General features: G+C 55.9%; 17 protein-coding genes. 6 read left to right on the top strand and 11 right to left on the bottom strand.

The features are described 5' to 3' along the window. The first annotated feature begins 3 nt into the window (after nucleotides 1-3). Genes VMS83_RS04825 through VMS83_RS04835 form a run of 3 tightly spaced genes read left to right on the top strand, consistent with a single transcriptional unit; the run spans nucleotide 4 to nucleotide 3,821 of the window. Nucleotides 4-1,740: a V-type ATP synthase subunit A gene (locus tag VMS83_RS04825; protein ID WP_325410403.1), complete on the top strand. Its 1,737-nt coding sequence runs from the start codon at nucleotides 4-6 to the stop codon at nucleotides 1,738-1,740. Beyond that, nucleotides 1,737-3,155: a V-type ATP synthase subunit B gene (locus tag VMS83_RS04830; protein WP_325410405.1), complete on the top strand. Its 1,419-nt coding sequence runs from the start codon at nucleotides 1,737-1,739 to the stop codon at nucleotides 3,153-3,155. Before VMS83_RS04825 ends, VMS83_RS04830 begins: the two co-directional genes overlap by 4 nt. A gap of 6 nt (nucleotides 3,156-3,161) precedes the next feature. Further along, a complete protein-coding gene (locus VMS83_RS04835; RefSeq protein ID WP_325410407.1) occupies nucleotides 3,162-3,821 on the top strand; it encodes a V-type ATP synthase subunit D in 660 nt (219 codons plus the stop codon). Between the two features lie 53 nt (nucleotides 3,822-3,874). On the opposite strand, the gene VMS83_RS04840 is transcribed toward VMS83_RS04835, so the two are convergent. Both VMS83_RS04840 and VMS83_RS04845 read right to left on the bottom strand, forming a co-directional pair. After that, entirely contained in the window at nucleotides 3,875-5,791 is a 1,917-nt protein-coding gene (locus tag VMS83_RS04840; RefSeq protein WP_325410409.1) for a V-type ATP synthase subunit I, read from the bottom strand. Between the two features lie 27 nt (nucleotides 5,792-5,818). Continuing rightward, nucleotides 5,819-6,139 carry a V-type ATPase subunit subunit G family protein gene (locus tag VMS83_RS04845; RefSeq protein ID WP_325410411.1) on the bottom strand — a complete coding sequence of 107 codons (321 nt, stop codon included), beginning with the start codon at nucleotides 6,137-6,139 and terminating at the stop codon, nucleotides 5,819-5,821. 383 nt (nucleotides 6,140-6,522) lie between these two features. Between VMS83_RS04845 and VMS83_RS04850 the strand changes: the two genes are divergently transcribed. The 3 genes from VMS83_RS04850 (at nucleotide 6,523) to VMS83_RS04860 (ending at nucleotide 12,264) form a co-directional block, all read left to right on the top strand. Beyond that, entirely contained in the window at nucleotides 6,523-7,641 is a 1,119-nt protein-coding gene (locus VMS83_RS04850) for a DUF1646 family protein (protein ID WP_325410413.1), read from the top strand. An 84-nt stretch (nucleotides 7,642-7,725) separates the two neighbouring features. Next, complete coding sequence (locus tag VMS83_RS04855; RefSeq protein WP_325410415.1) at nucleotides 7,726-8,262, top strand: HEAT repeat domain-containing protein; 537 nt, start codon at nucleotides 7,726-7,728, stop codon at nucleotides 8,260-8,262. Between the two features lie 78 nt (nucleotides 8,263-8,340). Then, nucleotides 8,341-12,264, top strand: a complete 3,924-nt coding sequence (locus tag VMS83_RS04860) for a DNA-directed DNA polymerase II large subunit (RefSeq protein WP_325410417.1) — start codon at nucleotides 8,341-8,343, stop codon at nucleotides 12,262-12,264. Nucleotides 12,265-12,755: 491 nt separating this feature from the next. On the opposite strand, the gene VMS83_RS04865 is transcribed toward VMS83_RS04860, so the two are convergent. From VMS83_RS04865 to VMS83_RS04905, 9 genes are all read right to left on the bottom strand, one after another. Next, entirely contained in the window at nucleotides 12,756-15,977 is a 3,222-nt protein-coding gene (locus VMS83_RS04865) for a hypothetical protein (RefSeq protein WP_325410419.1), read from the bottom strand. Between the two features lie 267 nt (nucleotides 15,978-16,244). Next, nucleotides 16,245-17,057, bottom strand: a complete 813-nt coding sequence (locus tag VMS83_RS04870) for a DUF7289 family protein (RefSeq protein WP_325410421.1) — start codon at nucleotides 17,055-17,057, stop codon at nucleotides 16,245-16,247. 4 nt (nucleotides 17,058-17,061) lie between these two features. Continuing rightward, on the bottom strand, nucleotides 17,062-17,520 hold the full coding sequence (locus tag VMS83_RS04875; RefSeq protein WP_325410422.1) for a DUF7266 family protein: 459 nt from the start codon (nucleotides 17,518-17,520) through the stop codon (nucleotides 17,062-17,064). After that, nucleotides 17,498-17,887 (bottom strand): hypothetical protein, encoded by a 390-nt coding sequence (locus VMS83_RS04880; RefSeq protein WP_325410424.1) that lies wholly within the window; start codon nucleotides 17,885-17,887, stop codon nucleotides 17,498-17,500. The genes VMS83_RS04875 and VMS83_RS04880 overlap by 23 nt, the downstream gene beginning before the upstream one ends. Further along, nucleotides 17,875-18,381 carry a DUF7288 family protein gene (locus VMS83_RS04885; protein WP_325410425.1) on the bottom strand — a complete coding sequence of 169 codons (507 nt, stop codon included), beginning with the start codon at nucleotides 18,379-18,381 and terminating at the stop codon, nucleotides 17,875-17,877. Before VMS83_RS04885 ends, VMS83_RS04880 begins: the two co-directional genes overlap by 13 nt. Further along, the gene (locus VMS83_RS04890) at nucleotides 18,375-19,529 is read right to left on the bottom strand and encodes a hypothetical protein (protein ID WP_325410427.1); all 1,155 of its coding nucleotides are present in this window, start codon (nucleotides 19,527-19,529) and stop codon (nucleotides 18,375-18,377) included. The genes VMS83_RS04885 and VMS83_RS04890 overlap by 7 nt, the downstream gene beginning before the upstream one ends. Beyond that, nucleotides 19,513-20,094, bottom strand: coding sequence for a hypothetical protein (locus tag VMS83_RS04895; RefSeq protein WP_325410428.1), 582 nt, complete (start codon nucleotides 20,092-20,094; stop codon nucleotides 19,513-19,515). Before VMS83_RS04895 ends, VMS83_RS04890 begins: the two co-directional genes overlap by 17 nt. Nucleotides 20,095-20,204: 110 nt before the next feature. Continuing rightward, the gene (gene hisG / locus VMS83_RS04900; RefSeq protein ID WP_325410430.1) at nucleotides 20,205-21,077 is read right to left on the bottom strand and encodes an ATP phosphoribosyltransferase; all 873 of its coding nucleotides are present in this window, start codon (nucleotides 21,075-21,077) and stop codon (nucleotides 20,205-20,207) included. 64 nt (nucleotides 21,078-21,141) lie between these two features. Then, entirely contained in the window at nucleotides 21,142-22,407 is a 1,266-nt protein-coding gene (locus VMS83_RS04905) for a DUF1015 domain-containing protein (protein WP_325410432.1), read from the bottom strand. Between the last annotated feature and the right edge of the window lie 16 nt (nucleotides 22,408-22,423).

Consider the following 22,423-nt stretch of genomic DNA (forward strand, 5'->3'; position numbering starts at 1 on the left):
GGTATGATTTCGGGAACAATATCACGGGTCTCGGGCCCGGTGATCATCGCAAAGGGGATGACCGGGTCACGGATGTACGATGTGGTACATGTCGGGGCCGAGGCGCTTCGCGGCGAGATCATCCGGCTCGAAGGAGACGAAGCCGTAATTCAGGTATACGAGGATACCACGGGACTTACGCTTGGCGAGAGCGTGGAAAACACCGGCGCTCCGCTCTCGGTCGAGCTCGGCCCCGGCCTTCTCTCCTCGATCTATGATGGTGTCCAGCGGCCGCTGCCGGAGCTGTTAAAAAAGAGCGGGGATTTTATCGGCCGTGGGATCACCGCACCGGGTCTTGACCGTTCGAAGAAGTGGGAGTTTGTCCCGAAAGCAAAAGCCGGTGACCGGCTCGCTCCCGGTGACATCATCGGGACTGTTGCGGAGTTCCAGTTCGAGCACCGGATCATCGTGCCCCCGAAAATCACCGGTACGGTCACCGGGATCTCCGCGGGAACCTTTGCGGTTGATGATGTTGTCTGCGTCCTGGACTCAGATGTCCGGCTCACCATGATGCAGTCCTGGCCGGTGCGGATCCCCCGGCCTGCAGCAAAGAAACTTGATCCCCTGCTCCCTCTCGTGACGGGCCAAAGGGTCTTTGACTGCATGTTCCCGGTGACCAAGGGGGGCACCGCCATGATACCGGGTGGCTTTGGAACGGGGAAGACCGTCTCCGAGCAGACCCTTGCCAAGTGGTCGGATACCCAGATTGTGGTGTACATCGGGTGCGGCGAGCGGGGGAACGAGATGACCGATGTGCTTGCCGAGTTCCCCGAGCTCGTGGACCCCCGGACAAAACTTCCGCTGATCCAGCGCACGGTCCTGATCGCCAATACCTCGAATATGCCGGTCGCTGCCCGCGAGGCCTCGATCTATACCGGCATCACCATTGCCGAGTACTTCCGGGACATGGGGTATGACGTGGCCCTCATGGCGGACTCGACCTCCCGCTGGGGCGAGGCCCTGCGCGAGGTCTCCGGCCGGCTTGAGGAGATGCCGGGCGAAGAGGGATATCCCGCGTATCTTGCGACCCGGCTTGCCGCCTTTTACGAGCGGGCCGGCCGGGTCATCTGCCTCGGAACCGGGGAGCAGACAGGTTCGGTTACCGTGGTCGGTGCGGTCTCGCCACCCGGCGGGGACTTCTCGGAGCCGATTACCCAGAACACGCTCCGGGTGGTGGGGACGTTCTGGGCGCTGGACACAAACCTTGCCTACCGCCGGCATTTCCCCTCTGTGAACTGGATCAAGAGTTATTCACTCTACCTGGATGTTATCGCTGAGTGGTACGGGCGGGAGATCGCCAGCGACTGGAAGGAGCTTCGGGACAAGGCGATGTACCTGCTCCAGAAGGAGGTGGAACTGCAGGAAATCGTCCAGCTCGTTGGCCCGGATGCGCTGCCGGACAGCGAGAAGGCGATCCTTGACGTGACCCGGATGATCCGCGAGGATTTCCTCCAGCAGAGCGCGTATTCCGATACCGATTCTTTCTGCCCGGTGGAAAAGCAGTACCTGATGCTGAAAGCAATCATGGCCTACTACGAACAGGTAAACCTCGCGATGAACCGGGGGGTCAGCCTCCGGCAGGTCCAGGCCCTTCCCCTCCGGGTCTCTATCGGGAGGATGAAAGAGGCGGGTGTCGAGGAGATCCGGGGCATGATCGGGAATATCGGCGACCGGATGGCGGCTCTGGAGGTGGAGAAATGAAGGACGCATCCCTCCTGACACGGGAATACCGCACCATCGGGTACGTCTCCGGCCCGCTGATCTTTGTCACCGGGGTTTCCGGGGCATCGTTCGGGGAGATCGTGAAGATCACGCTCCGTGACGGCGAGATGCGCACCGGTCAGGTGCTCGATATCTCGGAAGACCATGCGGTGATTCAGGTTTTCGAGGGCACCCGGGGGATCGATCTTGTGAACACGACCGTCCGGTTTACCGGGGAGCCGGCGCGGATCGCGGTCTCAAAGGATATGCTGGGCCGGATCTTCTCCGGGGTGGGAACACCCCGCGACGGCGGCCCGGAAATTATTCCCGAGGCAGTGCTCGATATCGCGGGAATGCCGATCAACCCGTCCGCCCGGGACAAGCCAGCCGATTTTATCCAGACCGGCATGTCGGCCATCGACGGTCTCAACACGCTGGTGCGCGGGCAGAAGCTGCCGATCTTCTCGGGCGCGGGCCTCCCGGCAAGCAAGCTTGCCGCCCAGATCGCCCGTCAGGCAAAGGTGCTGGGCGAGAACGAGCAGTTTGCGGTGGTCTTTGTGGCCATGGGGATCACCCACAAGGAAGCCTCGTTCTTCATGCAGGACTTCGAGCGGACGGGTGCTCTCGACCGCGTGGTCTTTATCATGAACCTGGCCGATGACCCGACGGTCGAACGGATCGCTGCCCCGCGCTGCGGCCTCACGGTAGCAGAGTTCTTGGCTTTCACCCACAACCTCCACGTGCTCGTAATCCTGACCGACATGATCAATTATTGCGAAGCACTGCGCGAGATCTCCACTGCCCGTGAAGAGGTGCCGGGGAGAAGGGGATACCCCGGCTACATGTATACTGATCTGGCCTCTATCTATGAGCGGGCCGGGCGGCTCAAGGGCAGGCACGGGTCGATCACCCAGATCCCGATCCTGACCATGCCGGACGACGACATCACCCACCCGGTGCCCGACCTGACCGGCTACATCACCGAAGGGCAGATCGTGCTCTCGCGGGACATCTTCCGCCGCGGTGGCGACCCGCCGGTCGATGCCCTCCCCTGCCTGTCCCGGCTCATGAACCTAGGCATCGGCCCCGGCAAGACCCGGGAGGACCACCGCGGTGTGGCCGACCAGCTGTACGCCTCCTACGCATACGGGCGCGACCTGCGCCGGCTCGTGGCCATTGTCGGCGAAGAGGCGCTGACCGATCTCGACCGGAAGTACCTGAAGTTCGCGGATGCCTTCGAGCGGCAGTTCATCACGCAGGGAAACGAGGACCGGCCCATAGAAAAGACCTTTGCGATCGCGTGGGAACTTTTCAGCACGCTGCCGATAGACGAGCTCAAGAGGATTAAAAAAGAGCATATCCGGAAATACCATCCCGCGGTACAGGAAGTGGCAGGGACGCCGGAAGGGAGCTGAAGCACGATGGAGCAGGTCAGGCCGACCCGGATGGAGCTGATGCGGCTTAAGGCCCAGATACGGCTCGCGGAACAGGGACGTGACCTGCTGCGGCAGAAGATGGATGCCCTGATCCAGGAATTCTTCAAGATCCTCAGTACCGTATCGGACTCCCGCGAGGAGCTGGAGCAGGTCTCGCAGGCCGCGGATCTCGCCCTGATGCTGGCGGAGGCCACTGACGACCCGGTCACTCTTCGCTCCGCATCGTTTGCCACCCGGCGATCTATCACGGTCGATATCACCGGAAAGAACATTATGGGCGTACCCGTACCGGTGATCGAGAAGAAACGGGTTTCCAAGAGCATGCTGGAGCGGGGCTATGGCATCATCACCACGAGTGCCCGGATCGACGAGACAGCCGAGCGGTACGAACTGGAGCTGGACCTGTTGATCAAGCTTGCCGAGATCGAAACAGCGATGCGACGGCTCGGGGCCGAGATCCAGATGAACCGGCGGCGGGTGAACGCGCTCGAGCAGATCCTGATCCCGGAGCTCCAGGGCCAGGCCAAGTATATCGAGAATGCGATTGAGGAGCGGGAACGCGAGGACCTCTTCCGGCTCAAGAAGGTCAAGAGCATCATTGAGAAAAAGAAGAAAAAGGCAAAAGAGAAAAAGCGCGGCATGTGATCGTTTTTCCGGCCCCTCCTCTCTTGTTATCGTGTTGAGGGGTACTATGAATCCTAGGGGGCCTCTTTCTTGAACGGCTTATATGGTGTCCCGCCACCCTCGTAGAACTTCGAAAAGAACTCAACCAGGTGAAGACGCACCGCGTGAATTGATGGGGAGAACATGGCAAGGATCACGTTGAGCGTATGCAGTAGGAGGGCAACGATGATCCCGATGATTGCAAACGCGAACGCCCCGCTCAGGCGATTTGCCACCATCGCGAGGATCACCGAGGCCATGCCGATGGCCATCAGGCGGGCGTAGGAGAGAATATTCCCTACGGTACTCATCACCTCGATAGTGCCAAAGACGCCGGCGCCAAGCAGGATGAGAGGAAGGGCGATGACAATGAGGACAACCGCCGGGTAGACCGCAAACGCCGGCACAACCTTCGCGAGCATCGCGATAAGGACGATGATCGCGGTGATCATCAGCAGCATGCCGATCTTTTCGTAGAGATGTTTGCGTTTCTTTGTGATGATCGCGTTCCGGATACCAATAAAGAGCCCGAGAAACACATGGATCACCCCGAGCGTGATGGCGACCAACAGCATCGGGATCATGGCGTCCACCCGGTTCCAGGTGATGCCGAGGACGTGCACCGGGGCAAGCCATCCCATCGTCTCCCCCAGATCGCCGAAGAACTCGCCGAATAAAAAGCCGAAGATGATCGCCGGGATCGAAGAGATGATCAGGATGTTGGCGATGTTCTTTGCAAACGCAATTGCCTGGAACCGGTACCGGATTACCAGGCCGAAAGCGAGGATGACAAGACCATACCCGATATCCCCGACCATGAGCCCGAAGAAGAGCGGAAAGAAGATGGCGAGGATCGGTGTGGGATCGAATTCATGGTACCGTGGGGGGCTGACGAGCTGCATGATGAACTCGAACGGTTTCATCCATGCGGGGTTGTCATAGAAGACTGGCGCATCATCGAGATCCTTTTCGGTCACCGGGACGTCATAAACGATCACCCGTCCGGAAAACCTGTCCTGGATCAGCGCCCGGGTCCGGTCCAGGTACTTTTTCGGGATCCAGCCCTGGATCACGAAGATGTACTCCGAGACCCCAAAGTTCTTGTATACACTGACCTCGGTGTAAGCCCGCTCGAGCCGGTTTTTTAACACTGCCAGCTCATGGTACCAGGTATTCGAAAGGGTGAGGAGTTCCTGATCAATGCGGGCGATCTCATCCTGTGCCTGGATCCGTTTCTCGCCAATCAGGGCATACATTTCGTAGAATGGACGCCCCGTGTATTCCCTGGGGAGCCGGACCTCGTTCACGTTCACCGAGTAGATGAACGTGTGGATCTCCTGGGAATATTTTTTCGGGAAGACCATGATGGCGGCAAGCGTATCAGAGTCAACCGTTGTCGCGGTCATCTCGAAGCGGTTGCCGGTGATGGTGTCAAGCTCCTTTCGTATCAGTTCGAGGACGTCCCGGTGCTCCTCCTGGATCAAGAGGATCGTTACCTCGAAGCCGTCGAGGGCCGGCAGTTCCTTCTCCACCGGCTGGATGATATCGAGGACCTTCTCGTACCGGTTCAGCATCGTGATGGAGAGCGCAAGCTCGGTCTTTTTTGCTGCAAGCTCCCGGGTCGTGGTCTCCAGTGTTTTTATCATCTCCCGTGCCCTTGCGATGAGCTCGGTGTGAGTCATTTTACCGAGATCAGCAGGGATTACGGCGTGGGCAGCAGGATTTCCCGGGAGGACCGGTAATGTGGCAAAGATTGCGGTGATTGCGCTCAGCACCCCGGCGATCTCCTCCATCTCGTCCTGTCTGACTCCGGCAAGGCTGATCTCGTCTTTTGCTATACGCTCCGGTGTGTTCTCGATGTGGAGTGTACCGGTCTCGTACAGCAGGTCGACAGCAGTGCCCAGTTCCGCTTTTGGCCCGATCACCTGGATACGTTTCATTGTCTGGAGCATACGACCTCTTGCCGGGCAGGGCCGGGATTATTTCATCGTTACGAACTGAACAATCAGGTCCGCTGCTTCAGGGATGTTTCTCTCCCCCCGTTCGCGTGCGGCAGCGCGCTCGGTGTCAGCGGCTTTTGTGAGGGCCTCGATCTCAAGTGCAGTCTTACCCCGGACCGTCCAGTAAACCTGCTCAGCACTCTTCTTTCCTTCCGCATCCGCCGTGCAGAGCATCTCATCGGCCTCGCTTTTTGCGGCTGTTACCATGACATCAGCCTCTTTTTTTGCCGCTTCGATCCTGTGGGCAAACTCCTGTTCCTTGTCCCGTATCTGCTGTAACAGGGTCTTGTCTGTATCCATACCACACCTTCACAACCCGTATTTATCCTTCAGAAGCGAGGTCACCCCGCGTGGAGTCTTCCGCTCGCAGCACGGCACGTTCCCGTTATGATCGCCATCGGGGGGTATCTTCGGTTTATGCGCAGCCTCCTCTATGCGCTTCCTGCAGTTCCCGATCGCCGTATTCTGCAGATCCTTTACGGTTTGTTCAAGATCCCGTGTCATCGCGAGAACCGCCCCCGGTAGAGATGATTATGTGCACTATACCATGGACGTTGGATAAATACTTTCTTTTCAGAACAGCGTTTCCCGCCCCGGAAAGGAAGCCCTTATACTTCGCCGGGCTGACACTCATTGTGCGAAATGTGGCAGGACGCAGCGTATGTGTTTTCAGGTGATCTGACATGGATGGCATGGTAACTCTCGGTCTCTTGGTCATCTTCTGTGCCGTCCTGATCCTCCCGTTTGTGCTCAAAAGGGTTGAGGAGAACCTCGAGATCTTTCTCTTCCTTTGCGGGATAATCGCCCTCACGCTCTCCGGGTTTACTACGCTTGCCGGGGAACAGACCGGCTGGAGCGCGGCTCTTGTCACCCAGGCCCTGACCAGTCCTCTCGACATCGCCTCCGTAGGGGGAATACCGATCGGGATCGTACAGATCGTTCTCGTATTCGGTTTTCTCATCTACTTCTTCCACCACCATATGGAGCGTGCGATCAATCGTGTCGTCGAATCGTTCTCCCTTAAACTGATTGTACCCCTGCTGATCATTGCCCTCGGTCTTGTATCCAGCATTATCTCGGCAATCCTCGCGGCGATCATTCTGGTAGAGATCGTAAATGCTCTCCCCCTGGTAAAAGAAGCCAGGATTGAGATCACGGTCATTGCCTGTTTTGCCATCGGGATCGGTGCCGGCCTGACACCGCTAGGCGAACCGCTCACCACCATTGTTATCACCAAGCTTGCCGGTGATCCCTATCATGCAGATTTCTTCTTTTTAGTGGACAAACTGGGGATCTATATTGTTCCTGCGGTCGTCTTTTTGGGATTTGTCGGGCTTGTTGCCCTGAAAAAGCGTCAGACCGATGAAACGAACCTGAAGTGCGTGGTTGAACGTGAGAAGATAAGCGAAATCATCCTTCGCGCCGGCAAGGTCTATCTCTTTATCATGGCGCTTGTCTTTCTTGGGGAAGGGTTCAAACCCCTCATTCTAGACTACGTCGTCCTGATTCCTCCGCAAGCCCTCTACTGGGTCAATATGGTCTCTGCGGTGCTCGACAACGCGACCCTTGCAGCAGCGGAGATCAACCCGCTGCTCTCCTTAAACCAGATCACCAGTGCGCTCCTTGCCCTCCTGATCTCGGGTGGCATGCTCATCCCGGGGAATATTCCCAATATCATCGCTGCCGGAAAGACCGGGATCACCAGCAAGGAATGGGCCCGGCGGGGGATCCCCCTCGGTCTCGGGCTGATGGCAGTGTTCTTCTGCATCCTCTTTGTTCCCGCCCTTCTTGGTCTTGCATGATGGACACACCTTGACGGGCAGGAGATTACCGGCAGCAACACAGATGTGCCGGGGGCACGTACCTATGTGTATACCGGTGTTCCCATGACCCCTGACCAGAGTGCGGACAGCAGCGATACAATCGCATTCCAGATCGGCCAGCTCGATGATCCCTCGATAGACAACCGCCACCACGCGGTCCTCGTGCTTGCTGAGGCCGGAAATGCCGCGGTAGAACCCCTGATCCGGTCCCTTGCCAGTGTGGACAGCGATGACCGCCGCTGGTACCGGGCGATCGCGCTTTCCCGGATCGGCGCGCCTGCGGTAGCCCCGCTTATTGCTGCGATGAAGAACACATCGGACCGCGAGTTCAGGCGCTATGCGGCTGCAGCGCTTGGCGAGATGGGAGAGCTGGCGGTAGAGCCGCTTATTGCTGCCATGGGAAGCGAGGACAAGGAGCTGCGGGGCTTTCTCTCCAAAGCGCTCTGCCGGATCGGGAAACCTGCGATTGACCCGCTCACCCGGCGTCTCTCCGATGCGGACGAAATCATACGCTCCTGCGCCACGCTCACGCTCTGGCAGATGGGCGAGACCGGTCTCCCCTCCGTGGTGGATCAGATCCACAAGGAAAACCAGGCCTGATCTCGTTTTCTCCATTTTTCCCGGCGGCGGGATACCGGATCCTACACTATAAATTCCCCGCCACCGGATTATTCCACAATGCTGAAGATCTCCCCCGAGATGGAGCAATACGGGAACGGCCTGATGGAAGGCTTGGACCGCGCCATCGCGCTTGCAAAAGAGGCGCGGAGCCGGGGCCTTGATCCGAGCACAGAGATCGAGATCCCGATCGCGAGCGATCTCGCAGATCGTGTCGAAGTGCTGGTCGGGATCAAAGGAGTGGCGGCCCGCATCCGGGAACTCGAATCGCAGATGTCCCGTGAAGAGGCGGCACTCAAGATTGGCGACGACTTTGTTGCAAAAATGTTCGGGGAGAAGAACAATAACGAGATCCTTGACCACTCCATCCGGACGGCGATGGCCCTCTTAACCGAAGGTGTAGTCTCGGCCCCGACCGAAGGGATCGCAAAAGTGGGTCTTGGCAAGAATGACGATGGCAGCCAGTACCTGATGATCTATTACGCCGGCCCGATCCGGAGTGCCGGCGGGACGGCGCAGGCGCTCTCGGTGCTTGTGGGGGACTATGTGCGGGGAAAACTGGGGATCGGGCGCTATCGCCCCCGGCCGGTCGAGGTCGAGCGGTATATCGAGGAGATCCGCCAGTACAACTCCATCATGAACCTCCAGTACCTCCCCAGCGAGGCGGAGATCCGGCTGATCGTGGAAAACTGCCCGGTCTGCATTGATGGCGAGGCAACGGAGAAGGAGGAGGTCTCGGGGCACCGGAACCTCGAACGCGTAGAGACCAACGCGGTGCGGGGCGGAATGGCGCTCGTGCTTGCGGAAGGGATCGCAGGAAAGGCCCGCAAGCTCAAGAGCAAGGTTGAGAAGATGAACATGGCCGGCTGGGACTGGCTGGACAAACTCATCGCCGGCGCGGGAAAACCGGGTGCCGATACAGAGAGCCATGTCCCCGGGGTCAAACCGCTGGACAAGTACCTCCGGGATCTCATCGGAGGCCGGCCGGTATTCTCTTACCCGATGCGCAAAGGAGGCTTCCGGCTCCGGTATGGGCGTTCGCGAAACACCGGTTTTGCCACAGCCGGGTTCAACCCGGCAACGCTCCATCTGCTCGGGGGATTTTTGGCGGTCGGTACCCAGATGAAGCTCGAACGGCCGGGCAAGGCCTGCGGGGTTGTCCCGGTCGATACCATCGAGGGACCGACCGTGCGCCTTACCGGGGGCGAGGTCCTCCGGGTGGATGACGAGAAGACCGCCCTTGCTGTCGCCTCAAAAGTAGAAAGGATCCTTGATGTCGGGGAGATCCTGATCGCGTACGGGGAATTCTTGGAGAATAACCACCCGCTCGTGCCCGCCGGGTACTGCGAGGAGTGGTGGCAGCTTGACCAGCTACCGGGCACAAAGTCGCCACAGGATGAAGCCGAGGCACTTATCCAGGCAAAGGGTGGGGCATACCTGTACCCTGCCTACACCTGGTTCTGGGACGACATTTCCGTTGACCAGATCCGGCTCCTTGCCGATGCCGTTTCCGGCACCGGGGCGATCGAAGAAGGGGGTCTCATCCTCCCGCTCGCTCCCAAGGTAAAGGAGGCACTTGAGCTCCTGCTCATCCCCCACAAGGTGAATGGCGGGATGATCCGGATCAAAACATTCCGGGCATTTATCGCCTGCCTAGGCCTTGACGAGACATTAAAGAAACGTGATACGTGGAAGACGGCACCGGCCGATGCCCAGCCTCTAGCTCTTGTCATGCACCTGAGCGGTCTTTTTCTCCGCTCCCGCTCGGGGCTCCGGATCGGTGGGAGGATGGGCCGGCCCGGCAAGTCCAAGCCGCGCAAGATGAGCCCGCCGCCGCACGGTCTCTTCCCGCTCGGGGAGTCCGGGGGGTCACGGCGGTCGTTCCAGGAGGCATCGAACCATACCGAGGAGTCGGATGCCCATGCCACCGAGATCGATTTCCAGAAAGAGGGGGGCATCATCGAGATCGAGGTGGGGCGCCGGCGCTGCCCCGGATGCGGTGAGATTACGTACCTGAACCGGTGCCAGAAATGCGGGACGCACACCACGCCGATCAATACCTGCCCCAAGTGCGGCCACGAAGTCCCGGGTGAACGCTGCCCCAACTGCGATGTCCCGGCCACCTGCAGCCAGAGGATCGCATTAAACGTGAAAGCAGAGTATGCGCAGGCAATGGAGCGTCTTGGGATTAAAAAAGAGAGCATCGCACTTGTCAAGGGTGTCAAGGGTGTCATCTCCCGGGAGAAGACAGTCGAGGCCATGGAGAAAGGCATCCTCCGCGCCCAGCAGGATATCTATGTCTTCAAGGACGGTACAACGCGCTTTGATATGATCGACCTCCCGCTCACCCACATACGTCCGGACGAGGTCCGGGTGCCGGTGGAACGGATGCGGGAGCTCGGGTATGTCAAAGACATCAACGGTTACGATCTCCAGAACGGGCAGCAGGTTATCGAGCTGCACGCGCAGGATATCCTCCTCTCCGATTCGTGCGCTGACTACATGATCAAGGTCACGCAGTTTATCGATGACGAACTCACCCGACTTTACAGCCTTCCGGCATTTTATAAGGTGAATACCCGGGACGACCTGGTCGGCCATCTCGTGATCGGTCTTGCCCCCCATACGAGCGCCGGGGTGCTCGCCCGGATCGTTGGCTTTACCCGGGCAAACGTCGGGTACGCTCACCCGTTCTTCCATGCGGCCAAGCGCCGGAACTGCTTCTATGGCGAGACAACGATCGAAGTCTCCGACGGAAGATCGTGGACATCCCTCCCTATCCGGAAATTCGTAATGGAGAACTTCGACATCAGCCAGCCCGGCATCGACCGGCTGGGCACCTATTATTCCGACCCGGTGCGCCCGTACTATACGCGGACAGTGGACACGAACGGTGGCATGCACCTGCGTCGGATCACTTCGGTCTCCATCCACCGTTCGCCGGCGAGCATGATCCGCTTCGTCACGGCCCGGAAGCGCGAACTGACAGTCACCCCGGACCATGCGATGGTGGTCTGGGATACCGGGTATTTACGCAAGATTAAGGCACTGGAGATCAAGGCCGGCGATGCAGTGCCCATTCTTGAAGGCGGTGTGGTAATAGCGGACCGGATCGTCACGGCCGAGACAGTGGCCTCCCTTGAGGACCGGGTGTACTGCCTGACCGTGGCCGAGGACCACACGCTTGTCGCAAACGGTATCTTCACCGGCCAGTGCGATGGCGATGAGGACTGCATCATGCTCCTCATGGACGGCCTTTTGAACTTCTCCCGATCGTTTTTGCCTCAGAACCGGGGTGGCACGATGGACGCACCGCTAGTGCTCACGAGCCGGATCGACCCGGCGGAGATCGACAAGGAATCCCTGAATGTAGACGTTGGCCGGGGATACCCGAAAGAACTGTACGAGGCGGGCCTTGTATACGCGAAAGCCAAGGATGTGGAGCCGCTTATCGACCGGGTTGAACGGAGGCTGGGAACCCCCCAGCAGTTGGAGGGGTTCTTCTTTACCCACGATACCTCGGACATTTCGGCAGGCCCGCTGGAATCCACTTACACCCAGCTCAAGACCATGGCCGAGAAGCTCGAGGCTGAGCTCGACCTTGCCGAGAAGATCCGGGCGGTGGATGCCGATGATGTGGCCGAGCGCGTGCTTAACACGCATTTTATCCGCGACCTGATGGGGAACCTCTCCGCGTTCTCCAAGCAGAAGTTCCGGTGCACCAAGTGCAATGCAAGCTACCGGAGGATGCCACTTGCCGGCAAGTGCACGAAGTTTAAGGGCAAGGGGATCTGCAACGGTAACATCATCCCGACTGTACACGAGGGATCGGTCAAGAAATATCTTGAGGTTTCCCGTGCGATGGTGAAAAAGTACAAGGTTTCGGAATATTGCCGGCAGCGGGTCGAGGTGCTCGACCTTGCCATCGAATCGACCTTTGGCGAGGAGAAGCAGGAACAGCTGGGCCTTGCGGACTTTATGTGAACGTCGGTCTGCAGAAAGTGTGCATTGAGGAGCACCCGATTTTGTGGGGGATTGCCTATCCCTCAAAGCCTTTTACTATCCTGAAATCCAATAATATGCTGAGCGAGAATACCCAAGTGGCCAACGGGGATCGACTCAAGATCGATTCGTGAAGACGTTCGCAGGTTCGACTCCTGCTTCTCGCATCTGCGTTCTATTTTCTGATTTGATCATTGCATCTCTGGATTAAACTATTGCAAATAGGTTAACGATATCATTGCCCCTTGGGATTCCTAACTGGCAGGTATGATATCGCGGATCTCTCCACCGCTCTTTGGGTCGAGTGACTCCGGTACAATCATAACCGGCGAATCTTCGGGCAGAGTTAGCTCCGCGCTGATAAACCATTCCCTTGGCTTTACCCGATTTTCCATCTCTCTCATAAGAGTTTGCCAAAAAATTTTGGGATTGTGTCCGGTAGAGGATTTGCGTAAATTCCGATGTATCTATCTTTATTGAAGTCTGATGAAAGCTTTCGGAGAGAGTCCGATCTGGATTCCGGCAGGAATGATCTCTTTACCACTGTTTGCATCGTGGGCATAGGCAATGACTTCGACAGAGTATGTTCCAGGTGGCAGACTACCGACGTTCCAGTCATAGGTCTGGGTCCAATTGCCCGGGCTGATCGGCTGCTGGTACATAAATCTCCACGTGGGATCGCTCTCGGAATTGTAGTAAACCGTTTCGGTAGCAAACTGGCTGCCCGGGTACGTGATGTTCCATTGCAGGGGTACGACATTGGTGACCTGGTTATCGGTCGATGCCTGGAGGTCAGTAATACTGATCGATGGCATTGAGAAGCCGGTGTTGGAGTAGTTATAGACCCCGTTGATCGAAGCCCCGTTCAGCCCCATGCTCTCTCCGGTGTTGAAATTGATGGTAGACTGGTTGCCGATGATGTTTACGGTTCCCGGCTGCAGAAGTTCCAGCTCAAACGTGGTACTCCACGTCTGGCCAACGGTCATCTTTCCGATATTGAATATCAGGGTTTGGTTGGCGTTCCATTGGTCCGTCTGGTTGATCACAGAAGTAATCCCATTCTGATCGGTAATCTGGGTTGACGATGGCGTACCATTGGGATCGTACACATAAGCGAACACTGTGTTCCCCGGATACGTGTTGGTAACATTATTGTAATTCACAGAAACACTCTGCAGGTTCAGTGCCATTGTGGTGTTGACCCCTGCGGTATTCTGGATCTGCCCCTCGATTGTCTGGAAGATGCCGGTCATTGTAGTGGGATCCGGCGCAAAATATAATGTACTCGGAGCGGATACCATGCTGCCGAAAAATGCCATGTCCGAGATGTTGTTATGGCCGGAGAGATCGGCATCCGGGAACCCGATCCCATAAATGGTTATTCCTTGGCCTTTTGCCCTGTTGGCGGCATCCACAGAGGCCGCTTTCCCAATATCGCTCTCATCGAACCACCAGAGCTGGGGTGGTTCGTTGGTGCCGGATGCATTACGGGGATTCCAGTCAGAGGGCCAGTAAGATTCAAGGGAGCCGGGCGCGATCGGTGCCATCATGTTGATGCCATCCCCCATGATGATGACGGTCTGATTGTGGGTTGGGTTGCCCTTCGAATTGAGCTCTTTGAGTGCGGCATTGATCCCCGCAGCGTAATCCGTCCCGCCGTAGTTCGTATAACTTGTATATCCATTGACAATACCGGTAAGTGCCCCCTGATTTGTAGGATAGGTAGGTCCTGCGTTCATCAGGTCGGTATCGATCTTCGCATCTGACCCTGGGTTCAGATACTGGTAACTCATGGGATTGGTAGCGTTTGTACAGGCTCGCCCGCTCCCCACCGAATATTTAAAACAATATGCAGATGAACTCACAATGCTGTTCCAATGCGCCGGATCGACAAGGTTAAAGTCCCACACATTCCCGTAAGGGTTGAATGGTTTCAATGTATGTGAAGCATTAGCTACCTGCTGGTTCCAGAGATTGATGGTGTCTGCAGAGGCATAGGGGGGACCGGTCGGGGTTGGACTATCTCCGAAGGACACGAGAGAGATATAGGTATTATCGGTTGCATTCTTTATAAATCCGGCCTCCGAGGCTTTGGTGTTTGCCAGTCGTCCCGCCCCACCGATACCCCCTGCCAGATCAGTAACAATAACGACATCTGCCGGGGTTCCGGTGAGGTTCCACCCATCCGCAGTGAGGCTAATCGTGACATAAAATTTTCCGCCTACGTTGACATTCTGTGAGGAGATTGTGGTCTGCTCGCTCAGATACGGATAGTTCTTCCAGCTCAACTGGATCGGCTGACTGATGGTGTTCCATGTCGCTGTTACAGTGACATAGCCGCTATCGGTCGGATCATAACTGACATTTGCCTTGTTCGTGTCAAATTTTCCCGGTTTGAAGATAACGGTAGCAGTTCCGTTTACATTGGTGATCGCTGTAGTATTGAGAAGCTGCGGTCCGGCAAGAGAGGCATTCGCATATGTATATGCGGGAGAGCCCATGCTGAATGTTACTGTCTGGTTAGACACCGGGTTACCCATGATATCTACTACCTTTGCCACGAGTTGTGAAGTCTGACCCGGTGTAGCATCGAGACTTGCCATGACCTGTGGCGTTGCCGAGAAGAGCATGTTTACGGGTGCCGTGCTGTAGAACTGGACGGTCTTGGACGTGCTGACTGATGAATTCGATATTGCTGTTGCGGTCAGAACCACATACCCGGCTGCGCTGTGGGGGCCATAGGTATAGATCACCTGGCCAAAGGGATTTGTTGTCAGGTTAGCGGAGGGATCTCCCGCCCAGTTCGATTGCACCTGAATTCCCTGGTTTTCGGTCGGGTTTCCGTATTTATCGTACAAGGTATTCGTGATGGTAAATACGTGAGTCGCTCCGTTATCTGCCGGCTGTGTCAATGTCGACGGCAAGATCGATTCCGCAATAGAATAGGGAATACCGTTATTGATACCATAAATAAACTGCGGTAATCCCCACGGGATTCCGACATTACCAAAGGGGGAGAGCAGGATCTCATTCTCTCCTGGTGCCGTATCTGGTATGACGTTGACAGAAATGTTCCCGTTGGGGTCAAGCGGGAGGGTGGTATACTGTACATGGCTGCCACTTATATCGAATGCTGCCATGTTATCAGAGGATGCTGATATCCAGAGGGATATATAATGCGGATCGTAAGGATTCCGGTTGTCAATGGGGTTACCGTACTGGTCGGTAAAACTGATGTTAAATGGGGTCTCAGTGCCCACGGTTACTTCGTTCTGGAAATCAAAGGCCGCGTTTTGGGCTACATCGTGATCGATATTCTGGGTATATACTTTGGTAACCGTTACAGTATTTCCAGCGTCATTATAGGTGATTGTTGCGGTGACATTAACTGACCCCGGTTTGGTTCCCGCTGAAAAAGTTGCGCTTGCCTGTCCGGTGGCGTCGGTCGTACCGCTGACCATAGTAAGCGTCCCCAATGTCGTTGTGTTCAGCGCCATCGATACAGTAGCACCGGGAACCGGTATCAGACTACTCGAATTGTAGGCATAAACGGTTATGGTAGACTGGTGATGTACAACCACCCAGTTATTGCTGCTGGCTATCACAGAATTTTGATCTGGGACGATCGCAGCAGATGCTATTCCCGCAAGCAAGACCACCCCGGCCAATAGGATCACAACAAGGCGAACTCTCATACCCCATCACATATGTATGGTATTGACAGGGACGTTATATAAATATTATTATTTGGAGAAATCCTCAAAATGAGGTCAATTAAGAAAAATCAATGGAAATATTGGTTATTCTATCAGTCTTGTGAGAAAAGGATTTTTTTTATCAAATGGAACCGTTGAATCAGTAATTGTTCTTTTTGTTAATTCATGCACACCATATGAATGATTTTCGATATGTACTTCCGGTAAGAAGAGGGAATATGCCTCTCCATATCTGCCTCTGCACGACTATACCGATTCGATATTGACTTGGTATTGATATATTACTACATTTGCAGGCTCTGTGGTATTCAGGGGCCATAAATATTCTCCGGGTGCTCCCGTTGCTGCCAGGTTCATCCCGGCAAAATAATTGCCCCATGCGGCCGAATAATCCGCGTTGTTATTTGGCAAGTACCTGACATAAAGCATGTCGCCGGCAGGGAGAACATAGGACATGTAATTGGTCTGGCCCAGATTCATCTTTACCGTTCCCACCCCCGTCTGTGCCATAATATCCGACGCAGAGAAGCCTATTAGGTATATGACCGCTGTGTTGGTCTGGCTGTCGTAATACCACCGTGGATTAGCGAGCATAGCCGATCCATTCTCTGCAATCATCCTCTTGACAACCGCACCGTTCTCCAGGGACAATCCCGTCTCGGCATTTATCGACTCATACCGGAGATCCCCGGAAGAGAAAAGCAGGGGATTAGCCGCGGATGCGATTAACCCTTCACTGTCGTAAACGGAGAAATTCGATTCCGTTGCATTGTTATAGGTCATGTTATAGACGGTAAGTGATCCACTGCCTACTTTCAGGGACGTCTCCGTGTAGGGAATAGTTTTGTAAGCAATGCTTTTAAGATCGTTCTGCAGGACGATCATATTCTTCTCCATGATCTGCTCATCGGCACTGGTTTGCCGCTGTGTGAGCATCGGGTAACCGTATAACGTGACAATCCCGACACCCCCGATAATGATCCCGAAAATGATGATAAATCCGATTGCTTCGGATACTGCACGATCCGATATGAACACACCTTTTTTCTTTTGCTGCATGGTCTCAGAACCCCTCCGAGTCATAACTTATCTTGTTTAATCCTTCTCCTGTTGTATTTCCGGTCACGTTCCGCGTCGAGCTGATCCCTGCAATACTGATATTGCTGAAAATGGATCCCCCGCCATGGACCATTACCCCCTGGTCTGCAGCAGTCTCTCCTGTATAGATCTCGACAAAATAATTCTGACCCGCCACATCCCCGGGAATATTAAAGTTCGTGGTGATATTTCCGGTAGAGGGTGAGATTGAATACACATCGACAATCCGTGTCGACACACCGTTTCCGATGTCTGTAAAGGCATTGTATTGCAGGGTTTCAGCGGGCCCCTCCATAAAGTTAGCATTTACCTCGAGGAGCACCACTACAAAGAGGATGATTACGATCGTGGTGATCATAACATACTCAATAAGGGCGCTTACCCCGGCCTCGGAATGGTTTTTATGATGATACCCAGGTCTCATTGTATGCTGTCACCCCGTTGTTGTAATGGATATACACATATGTATGAATATCCGCTGGAGGGTTTGGATTGGTGATCTGGAACTGTATTACGGCCTGCTTCCTGCTCTGTGCGATATCTATAATATCCTGCTGAAGAAGTGCAGCGTGATTTGCATCGATCTTACCTGATGATTCAAGCAGTGAGGACTGGATGATCACACTCCGCACGTCCCGGATATCGTTCTTCGGGAAATCGAGCACGCTTTCTGCGGTTGTCTGGCCGACAAGCGTGGACTGGTTGAGAACCATGGCAAGGAAGAAGAGGCTGAAGCTCACCACAAACCCCATCATCACGATCCACTGTGCATCATCCCTTAATCCCGCCATAAAAGCACCTCCACAAGGACCGCACGGGGGTAGGTACTACCTCCGGGCACTCCATTATTGACCAGCACCCACTCCGTTACCCGTACCGGGTGCTCGACACCGGTAAGATTGCGGTTGGAGACCAAAGGATAACTCCACGTTGCATTCGAGTTGGTGTCAGAGAGGTTCCTGTACGTGATTAAGGCCTCATAATGCAGGTTGTCCGGAGACGATCCGGTTTTGTTGTTGACGTAATCGAGAAAGGTCGTGTTGAACGTCTGGCCATCGCCGTTTTCCACGATCTCCTGGAGCTGGCTTACCGATGTACCGTTGACCGGGATATTCATCATCCGCAGGGCATCCGTTCCTGTCTGTTCAAGCTGCATGTCGCTGATGTGACTGTCGCCCGGGGTATACACTGAAGTTGCCCCGAGGACAAGGTACACCGTAAAGAGCATGATCACTCCGGCAGCAATCCCTTCGATGGTATAGAGCTGACCGGCATCATTTACCATACTGACACCTCCACGACGCCGTCCTGCAGGTAGGGCTGGGTAATGTTCGGATTGGTATAGTTATACTGGAATGCCCCGTAGGGGGGCACCTGGGAACTGTTGAGGTAGCGATCCGGCTGATCCAGGTTGAACTGCAGGGTGATGTTCAACAGGGTACTGCTGTCACCCTGCCCGACGAAACTGAGGAGACCCGGGGGGATGAAGACAGATACATTACTGGTTACGTTCACCGGAAGTGTTGAAACGGAGGTGTTGCTGCCATCAACAAATACTTCGAACTGAGTGGGACTTGAGGCATTCAGGACCGGTCCGACAAAGGGCGACTGGCCCGTTCCGAGCGGGGCTAACGAGACGGATCGGTAAACAGAAATACTTGACAGATTCACGTTGGCCCCGTTTTCCGGGAGGCTGTCCAGTCCCGTGAGGTTGACAAGTGCACCCTCCCCCCCGATGATCTGCCCGGCACCTGAGGGGGCGAGGGGGTTGATCTGGTATGCGGGGTTGTTATTGGCAGGACCATTATTGAGCAGATCGGTATAGTTGAAATAAATCGAGAAGACCTGACTGGTCGCGTTCTGGGTCTGGAACTTGTCCTGCGTATATTGCGCAAGGGGCCCCGCTCCGTTGAAGTTGGTGAAATCCAGAGTGGCATTGCTGTGCTCTTTTACCTTCACCACCCTACGGCTGTAGCCGTAATCTTCGGGAGGGATTTCCCCTACAGACTGGGTCACGTTCGATCCCGCCATCGCAAACGAGATATTGAAATGGTACGGGTAATCTCCGAAAACTGCCCGAGACTGGTAATCTTCCGGGTAACTGAATTCCGTTGTGCAGAAAAACCGGTTTATTTTTTCATGGGACAAAACATTGGGCGTATCTTTTGAGAGGGCAAGCCCGAACCGCAGGATCTGGTCGTCAGAACTATTCGGCAGCGTTTCCCACGAAGGATTGTATGGCATGCCGGGGTCCTCTACCAGGATGACCCCGGTTCGGTACGCAACCGCATCGTAATCAATGGAGGAGCTCTTGAGACCGATAAAGAGACCCGGGATCATGGTTGCCACGTAGATGAACGTGATCATGAAGATGGTGAAACCGGCCAAAAAATCGATGGACAGGTTTCCGGCATCATCAACCATGGGTGGCAATCAGCTCTCCTGTTGTTGCATTGATGGTAACTCCCTCGCTTGAGGATCCTGAACCGGCGATCGTATATTCCTCGTTCATCAGCTGCAGCGTTGCCATCCCCCCGTTCAGGTCCAGAGAACCTGCTCCGGGCGAGTTGGATGCAATCCTTAACGCATCTGCAGGGGATAAGACGCCTGCAGGAATATCTTCCTGGATAGTTAAGTTTGTCGGCAGGGCAAGTGTTGAGACGCCGTGTGAATCATAGACGATCATGGAGGGAGTACTTCCCTCACGTATACCGAAGATCCAGCGTTCGGCCTTTCCCGAGCTGTCTACATGTTCTCCCCGCAGGTAAAAAAACGACTGGTTTGCCTGAAGCGCTGCGGACTCTGCATCTTCAAGGGTAAATCGTTCAACCTGGCTGCTGGCGGTGGCGACTGCCGCAAAGCTGCCCGTGTTCCCGGTCGTGTTCGGTGTCACCGGGCCCTGTCCGGACGATCCCGAGGTACATGCCGCACACAGCACCAGCAGGACAACCAGACCGGCAGCCAGTATGGCCAGCCCGGAAAAACGCATCAGATTCATTAAATGGCTATAGTCGGTTGAAGGGATATAAATATTGTTTTTATTCGGGTTATTCCATGGCAGTTTTCTCGTATTGAGGAATTTGCCCTCTCAAAAAAGGGGACGGGATATTACGGTACGATCTTTGCGATCGGGATCTCGAGAATGTCTTCAGCCCCACAGGCCTTCAGCGTGGGGATCAGGCTGTTGACCGTACTCTTCTGCACGACCGTCTGGACGCTGTAGTAGTCGATGCCATGGAGCCGGCTCACGGTCGGCTTTTTCATGGCCGGGAGCGCCGAGACGATCTTTTCAAGTGCTGCAGTCGGGACATTCATGGAGAGGAGAACACGGTGCCGGGCATCGAGCACCCCGAAGAGCAGGGTCTTTATCTCCTCGATCTCGCGCCTCTTTTCCGGGTTTGCCCAAGCGGTCTTGTTTGCGATGATGACTGTATGCGACTCCATGATCTGCCCGATAATCTTGAGGCCGTTTTTCCGGAGGGTTGTACCTGTTTCTGTCAGGTCAACGACCACGTCCATGAGGTCGGGAACTTTTGCCTCCGATGCACCGTACGAGTGGAAGAGCTGGACCGGGATCTTCTTTTCCGCAAAGTACTGCTTCGTGAGCTCGGGATACTCGGTGGTCACGCGGCTGCCTGGCCGGATCTGTGCGGTATTTTCGATGGGTTCGTCGCGGTGGACAGCGATCACGATCTTCACGTTTCCCTCACCGGTCTTGCTATAGGAGAGGGCGGCGACTTCTACGACATTCGCACCGGTCTCCCGTACCCAGTCCAGACCGGAGATGCCCAGGTCAAAATAGCCCTTGTCCACGTAGGTTGGAATCTCCTGCGGGCGCAGGATCTTTATCTTGCCGATCCGGTGGTCGGCAATCACGGGATTGTAGTCGCGGTCGGTGCGCCTGACTTCAAGGTCGGCCTCCTTGAAGAGCTGGAGAGTCTGCTCTTCAAGGCTGCCCTTGGGAAGTGCGAGGGTAATCATTGCATACACCCTCGGTCTGCAAAAACAATAAAGGTTCAGGTCTGTCCTGGTCCATGTTGGCTTTTTACGCAAATGAGTGGATGACCAGCCCCGAGAGGAGTTTTGGCTCGAACCACGTGGACTTGGGAGGCATGACACCACCGGCATCTGCGATGGAGAGAACGGTTGCCACCCGGACCGGCTGCATGGCAAACGCGAGCTGGTACGTGCCGGCGTCTACGAGTTTTTCGAGATCGGCAACCGGCCGGGCCCCGCCGAGGTACTGGAGCCGGGCATCGCCCCGGGGATCGGTGATGTTGAGCATCCCTTCGAGTACGAGCTTCTGGAGCACGGCGACATCGAGCACATCAAGCGAGCCGGCTTTTGGGTCGATCGGCCGGGTGCACTCGTACCATGTTCCTTTGAGGTACAGGTGCATGACGTGGAAATTCTCCGGCCGGGTGATATGCGGCGGGATATTATACCCACTCCCGTCTACTTCGCCGTACGGAGCGACAGCGTACAGCTTCCCGAGAGCGGCGAGGAATGTCTCCGGGGTAAAAGAGCCGAGGTCAGTCAGGAGCCGGCTGTACCCATGGATCTTCACCCTCTCGTAAGAGAAGAGTACGCCCATGAACCAGCTGACCTCACAGTCTGCCGGCTTTCCCGCATCCCGCAGCCGGTCAGCGAGGTTAACTGCGGCCTTGGCCCGGTGGTGGCCGTCGGCAATGTAGAGGGAGGGGATGTCCCGGAACCGGCGTTCGATCTCATCGAGTGCCACCGGGTCCGTGACCGCAAAGATCTGGTGGACGCCACCCTGCGGGGTAATGACCTCCGCATCGGGGTTTTTCTTATCGGTGATCAGCGATTCGATAAACGAAAAGAGCGTGCCGGGATCCCGGTACAGCAGCACGACCGGGCCGTCGTGGGCCTGGACCGCCTCGATGTGCCGGGTCCGGTCCTCCTCCTTATCGTACCGGGTAAGCTCGTGGCGCCGGATCCGGTTGGTGCGGTAGTCCTCCGTATCCAGGCAGCAGAAGAGGCCCAGAAACGTATCGTTGTCCTGCCGGATCCGGTACACGTACATCCCGGGCAGTTTGTCCTTTACCAGCCGGCCGTTAGCAAGGAGCGCAAAAAAATTCTCCCGCGCCCTTTCGTATACCCTGTCATCGTGAGGGGACAGGTCGGGAAGCTCCGCATCGGACCGGCTGACCGTAAGAAAACTCTTTGGATTTTCTGCAATGATCGCCCGCGCCTCGTCTGCGGTCACGACATCATACGGGACGGCTGCAATGGACTGGGCCTTGCCTGGCGCGGGCCGCACCCCGGCAAAACGATAGACATTAACCATGGTACCTACCGGCGCC

It is taken from the genome of Methanoregula sp. (assembly GCF_035543475.1).
Taxonomy (GTDB): Archaea; Halobacteriota; Methanomicrobia; order Methanomicrobiales; family Methanospirillaceae; genus Methanoregula.

Bases quoted from the DNA above. Each gene is read 5' to 3' on its own strand.
- VMS83_RS04825 (WP_325410403.1), top strand. From the start codon at position 4: ATGATTTCGGGAACAATATCACGGGTCTCGGGCCCGGTGATCATCGCA.
- VMS83_RS04830 (WP_325410405.1), top strand. From the start codon at position 1,737: ATGAAGGACGCATCCCTCCTGACACGGGAATACCGCACCATCGGGTAC.
- VMS83_RS04835 (WP_325410407.1), top strand. From the start codon at position 3,162: ATGGAGCAGGTCAGGCCGACCCGGATGGAGCTGATGCGGCTTAAGGCC.
- VMS83_RS04840 (WP_325410409.1), bottom strand. From the start codon at position 5,791: ATGCTCCAGACAATGAAACGTATCCAGGTGATCGGGCCAAAAGCGGAA.
- VMS83_RS04845 (WP_325410411.1), bottom strand. From the start codon at position 6,139: ATGGATACAGACAAGACCCTGTTACAGCAGATACGGGACAAGGAACAG.
- VMS83_RS04850 (WP_325410413.1), top strand. From the start codon at position 6,523: ATGGATGGCATGGTAACTCTCGGTCTCTTGGTCATCTTCTGTGCCGTC.
- VMS83_RS04855 (WP_325410415.1), top strand. From the start codon at position 7,726: ATGACCCCTGACCAGAGTGCGGACAGCAGCGATACAATCGCATTCCAG.
- VMS83_RS04860 (WP_325410417.1), top strand. From the start codon at position 8,341: ATGCTGAAGATCTCCCCCGAGATGGAGCAATACGGGAACGGCCTGATG.
- VMS83_RS04865 (WP_325410419.1), bottom strand. From the start codon at position 15,977: ATGAGAGTTCGCCTTGTTGTGATCCTATTGGCCGGGGTGGTCTTGCTT.
- VMS83_RS04870 (WP_325410421.1), bottom strand. From the start codon at position 17,057: ATGCAGCAAAAGAAAAAAGGTGTGTTCATATCGGATCGTGCAGTATCC.
- VMS83_RS04875 (WP_325410422.1), bottom strand. From the start codon at position 17,520: ATGAGACCTGGGTATCATCATAAAAACCATTCCGAGGCCGGGGTAAGC.
- VMS83_RS04880 (WP_325410424.1), bottom strand. From the start codon at position 17,887: ATGGCGGGATTAAGGGATGATGCACAGTGGATCGTGATGATGGGGTTT.
- VMS83_RS04885 (WP_325410425.1), bottom strand. From the start codon at position 18,381: ATGGTAAATGATGCCGGTCAGCTCTATACCATCGAAGGGATTGCTGCC.
- VMS83_RS04895 (WP_325410428.1), bottom strand. From the start codon at position 20,094: ATGAATCTGATGCGTTTTTCCGGGCTGGCCATACTGGCTGCCGGTCTG.
- hisG (WP_325410430.1), bottom strand. From the start codon at position 21,077: ATGATTACCCTCGCACTTCCCAAGGGCAGCCTTGAAGAGCAGACTCTC.
- VMS83_RS04905 (WP_325410432.1), bottom strand. From the start codon at position 22,407: ATGGTTAATGTCTATCGTTTTGCCGGGGTGCGGCCCGCGCCAGGCAAG.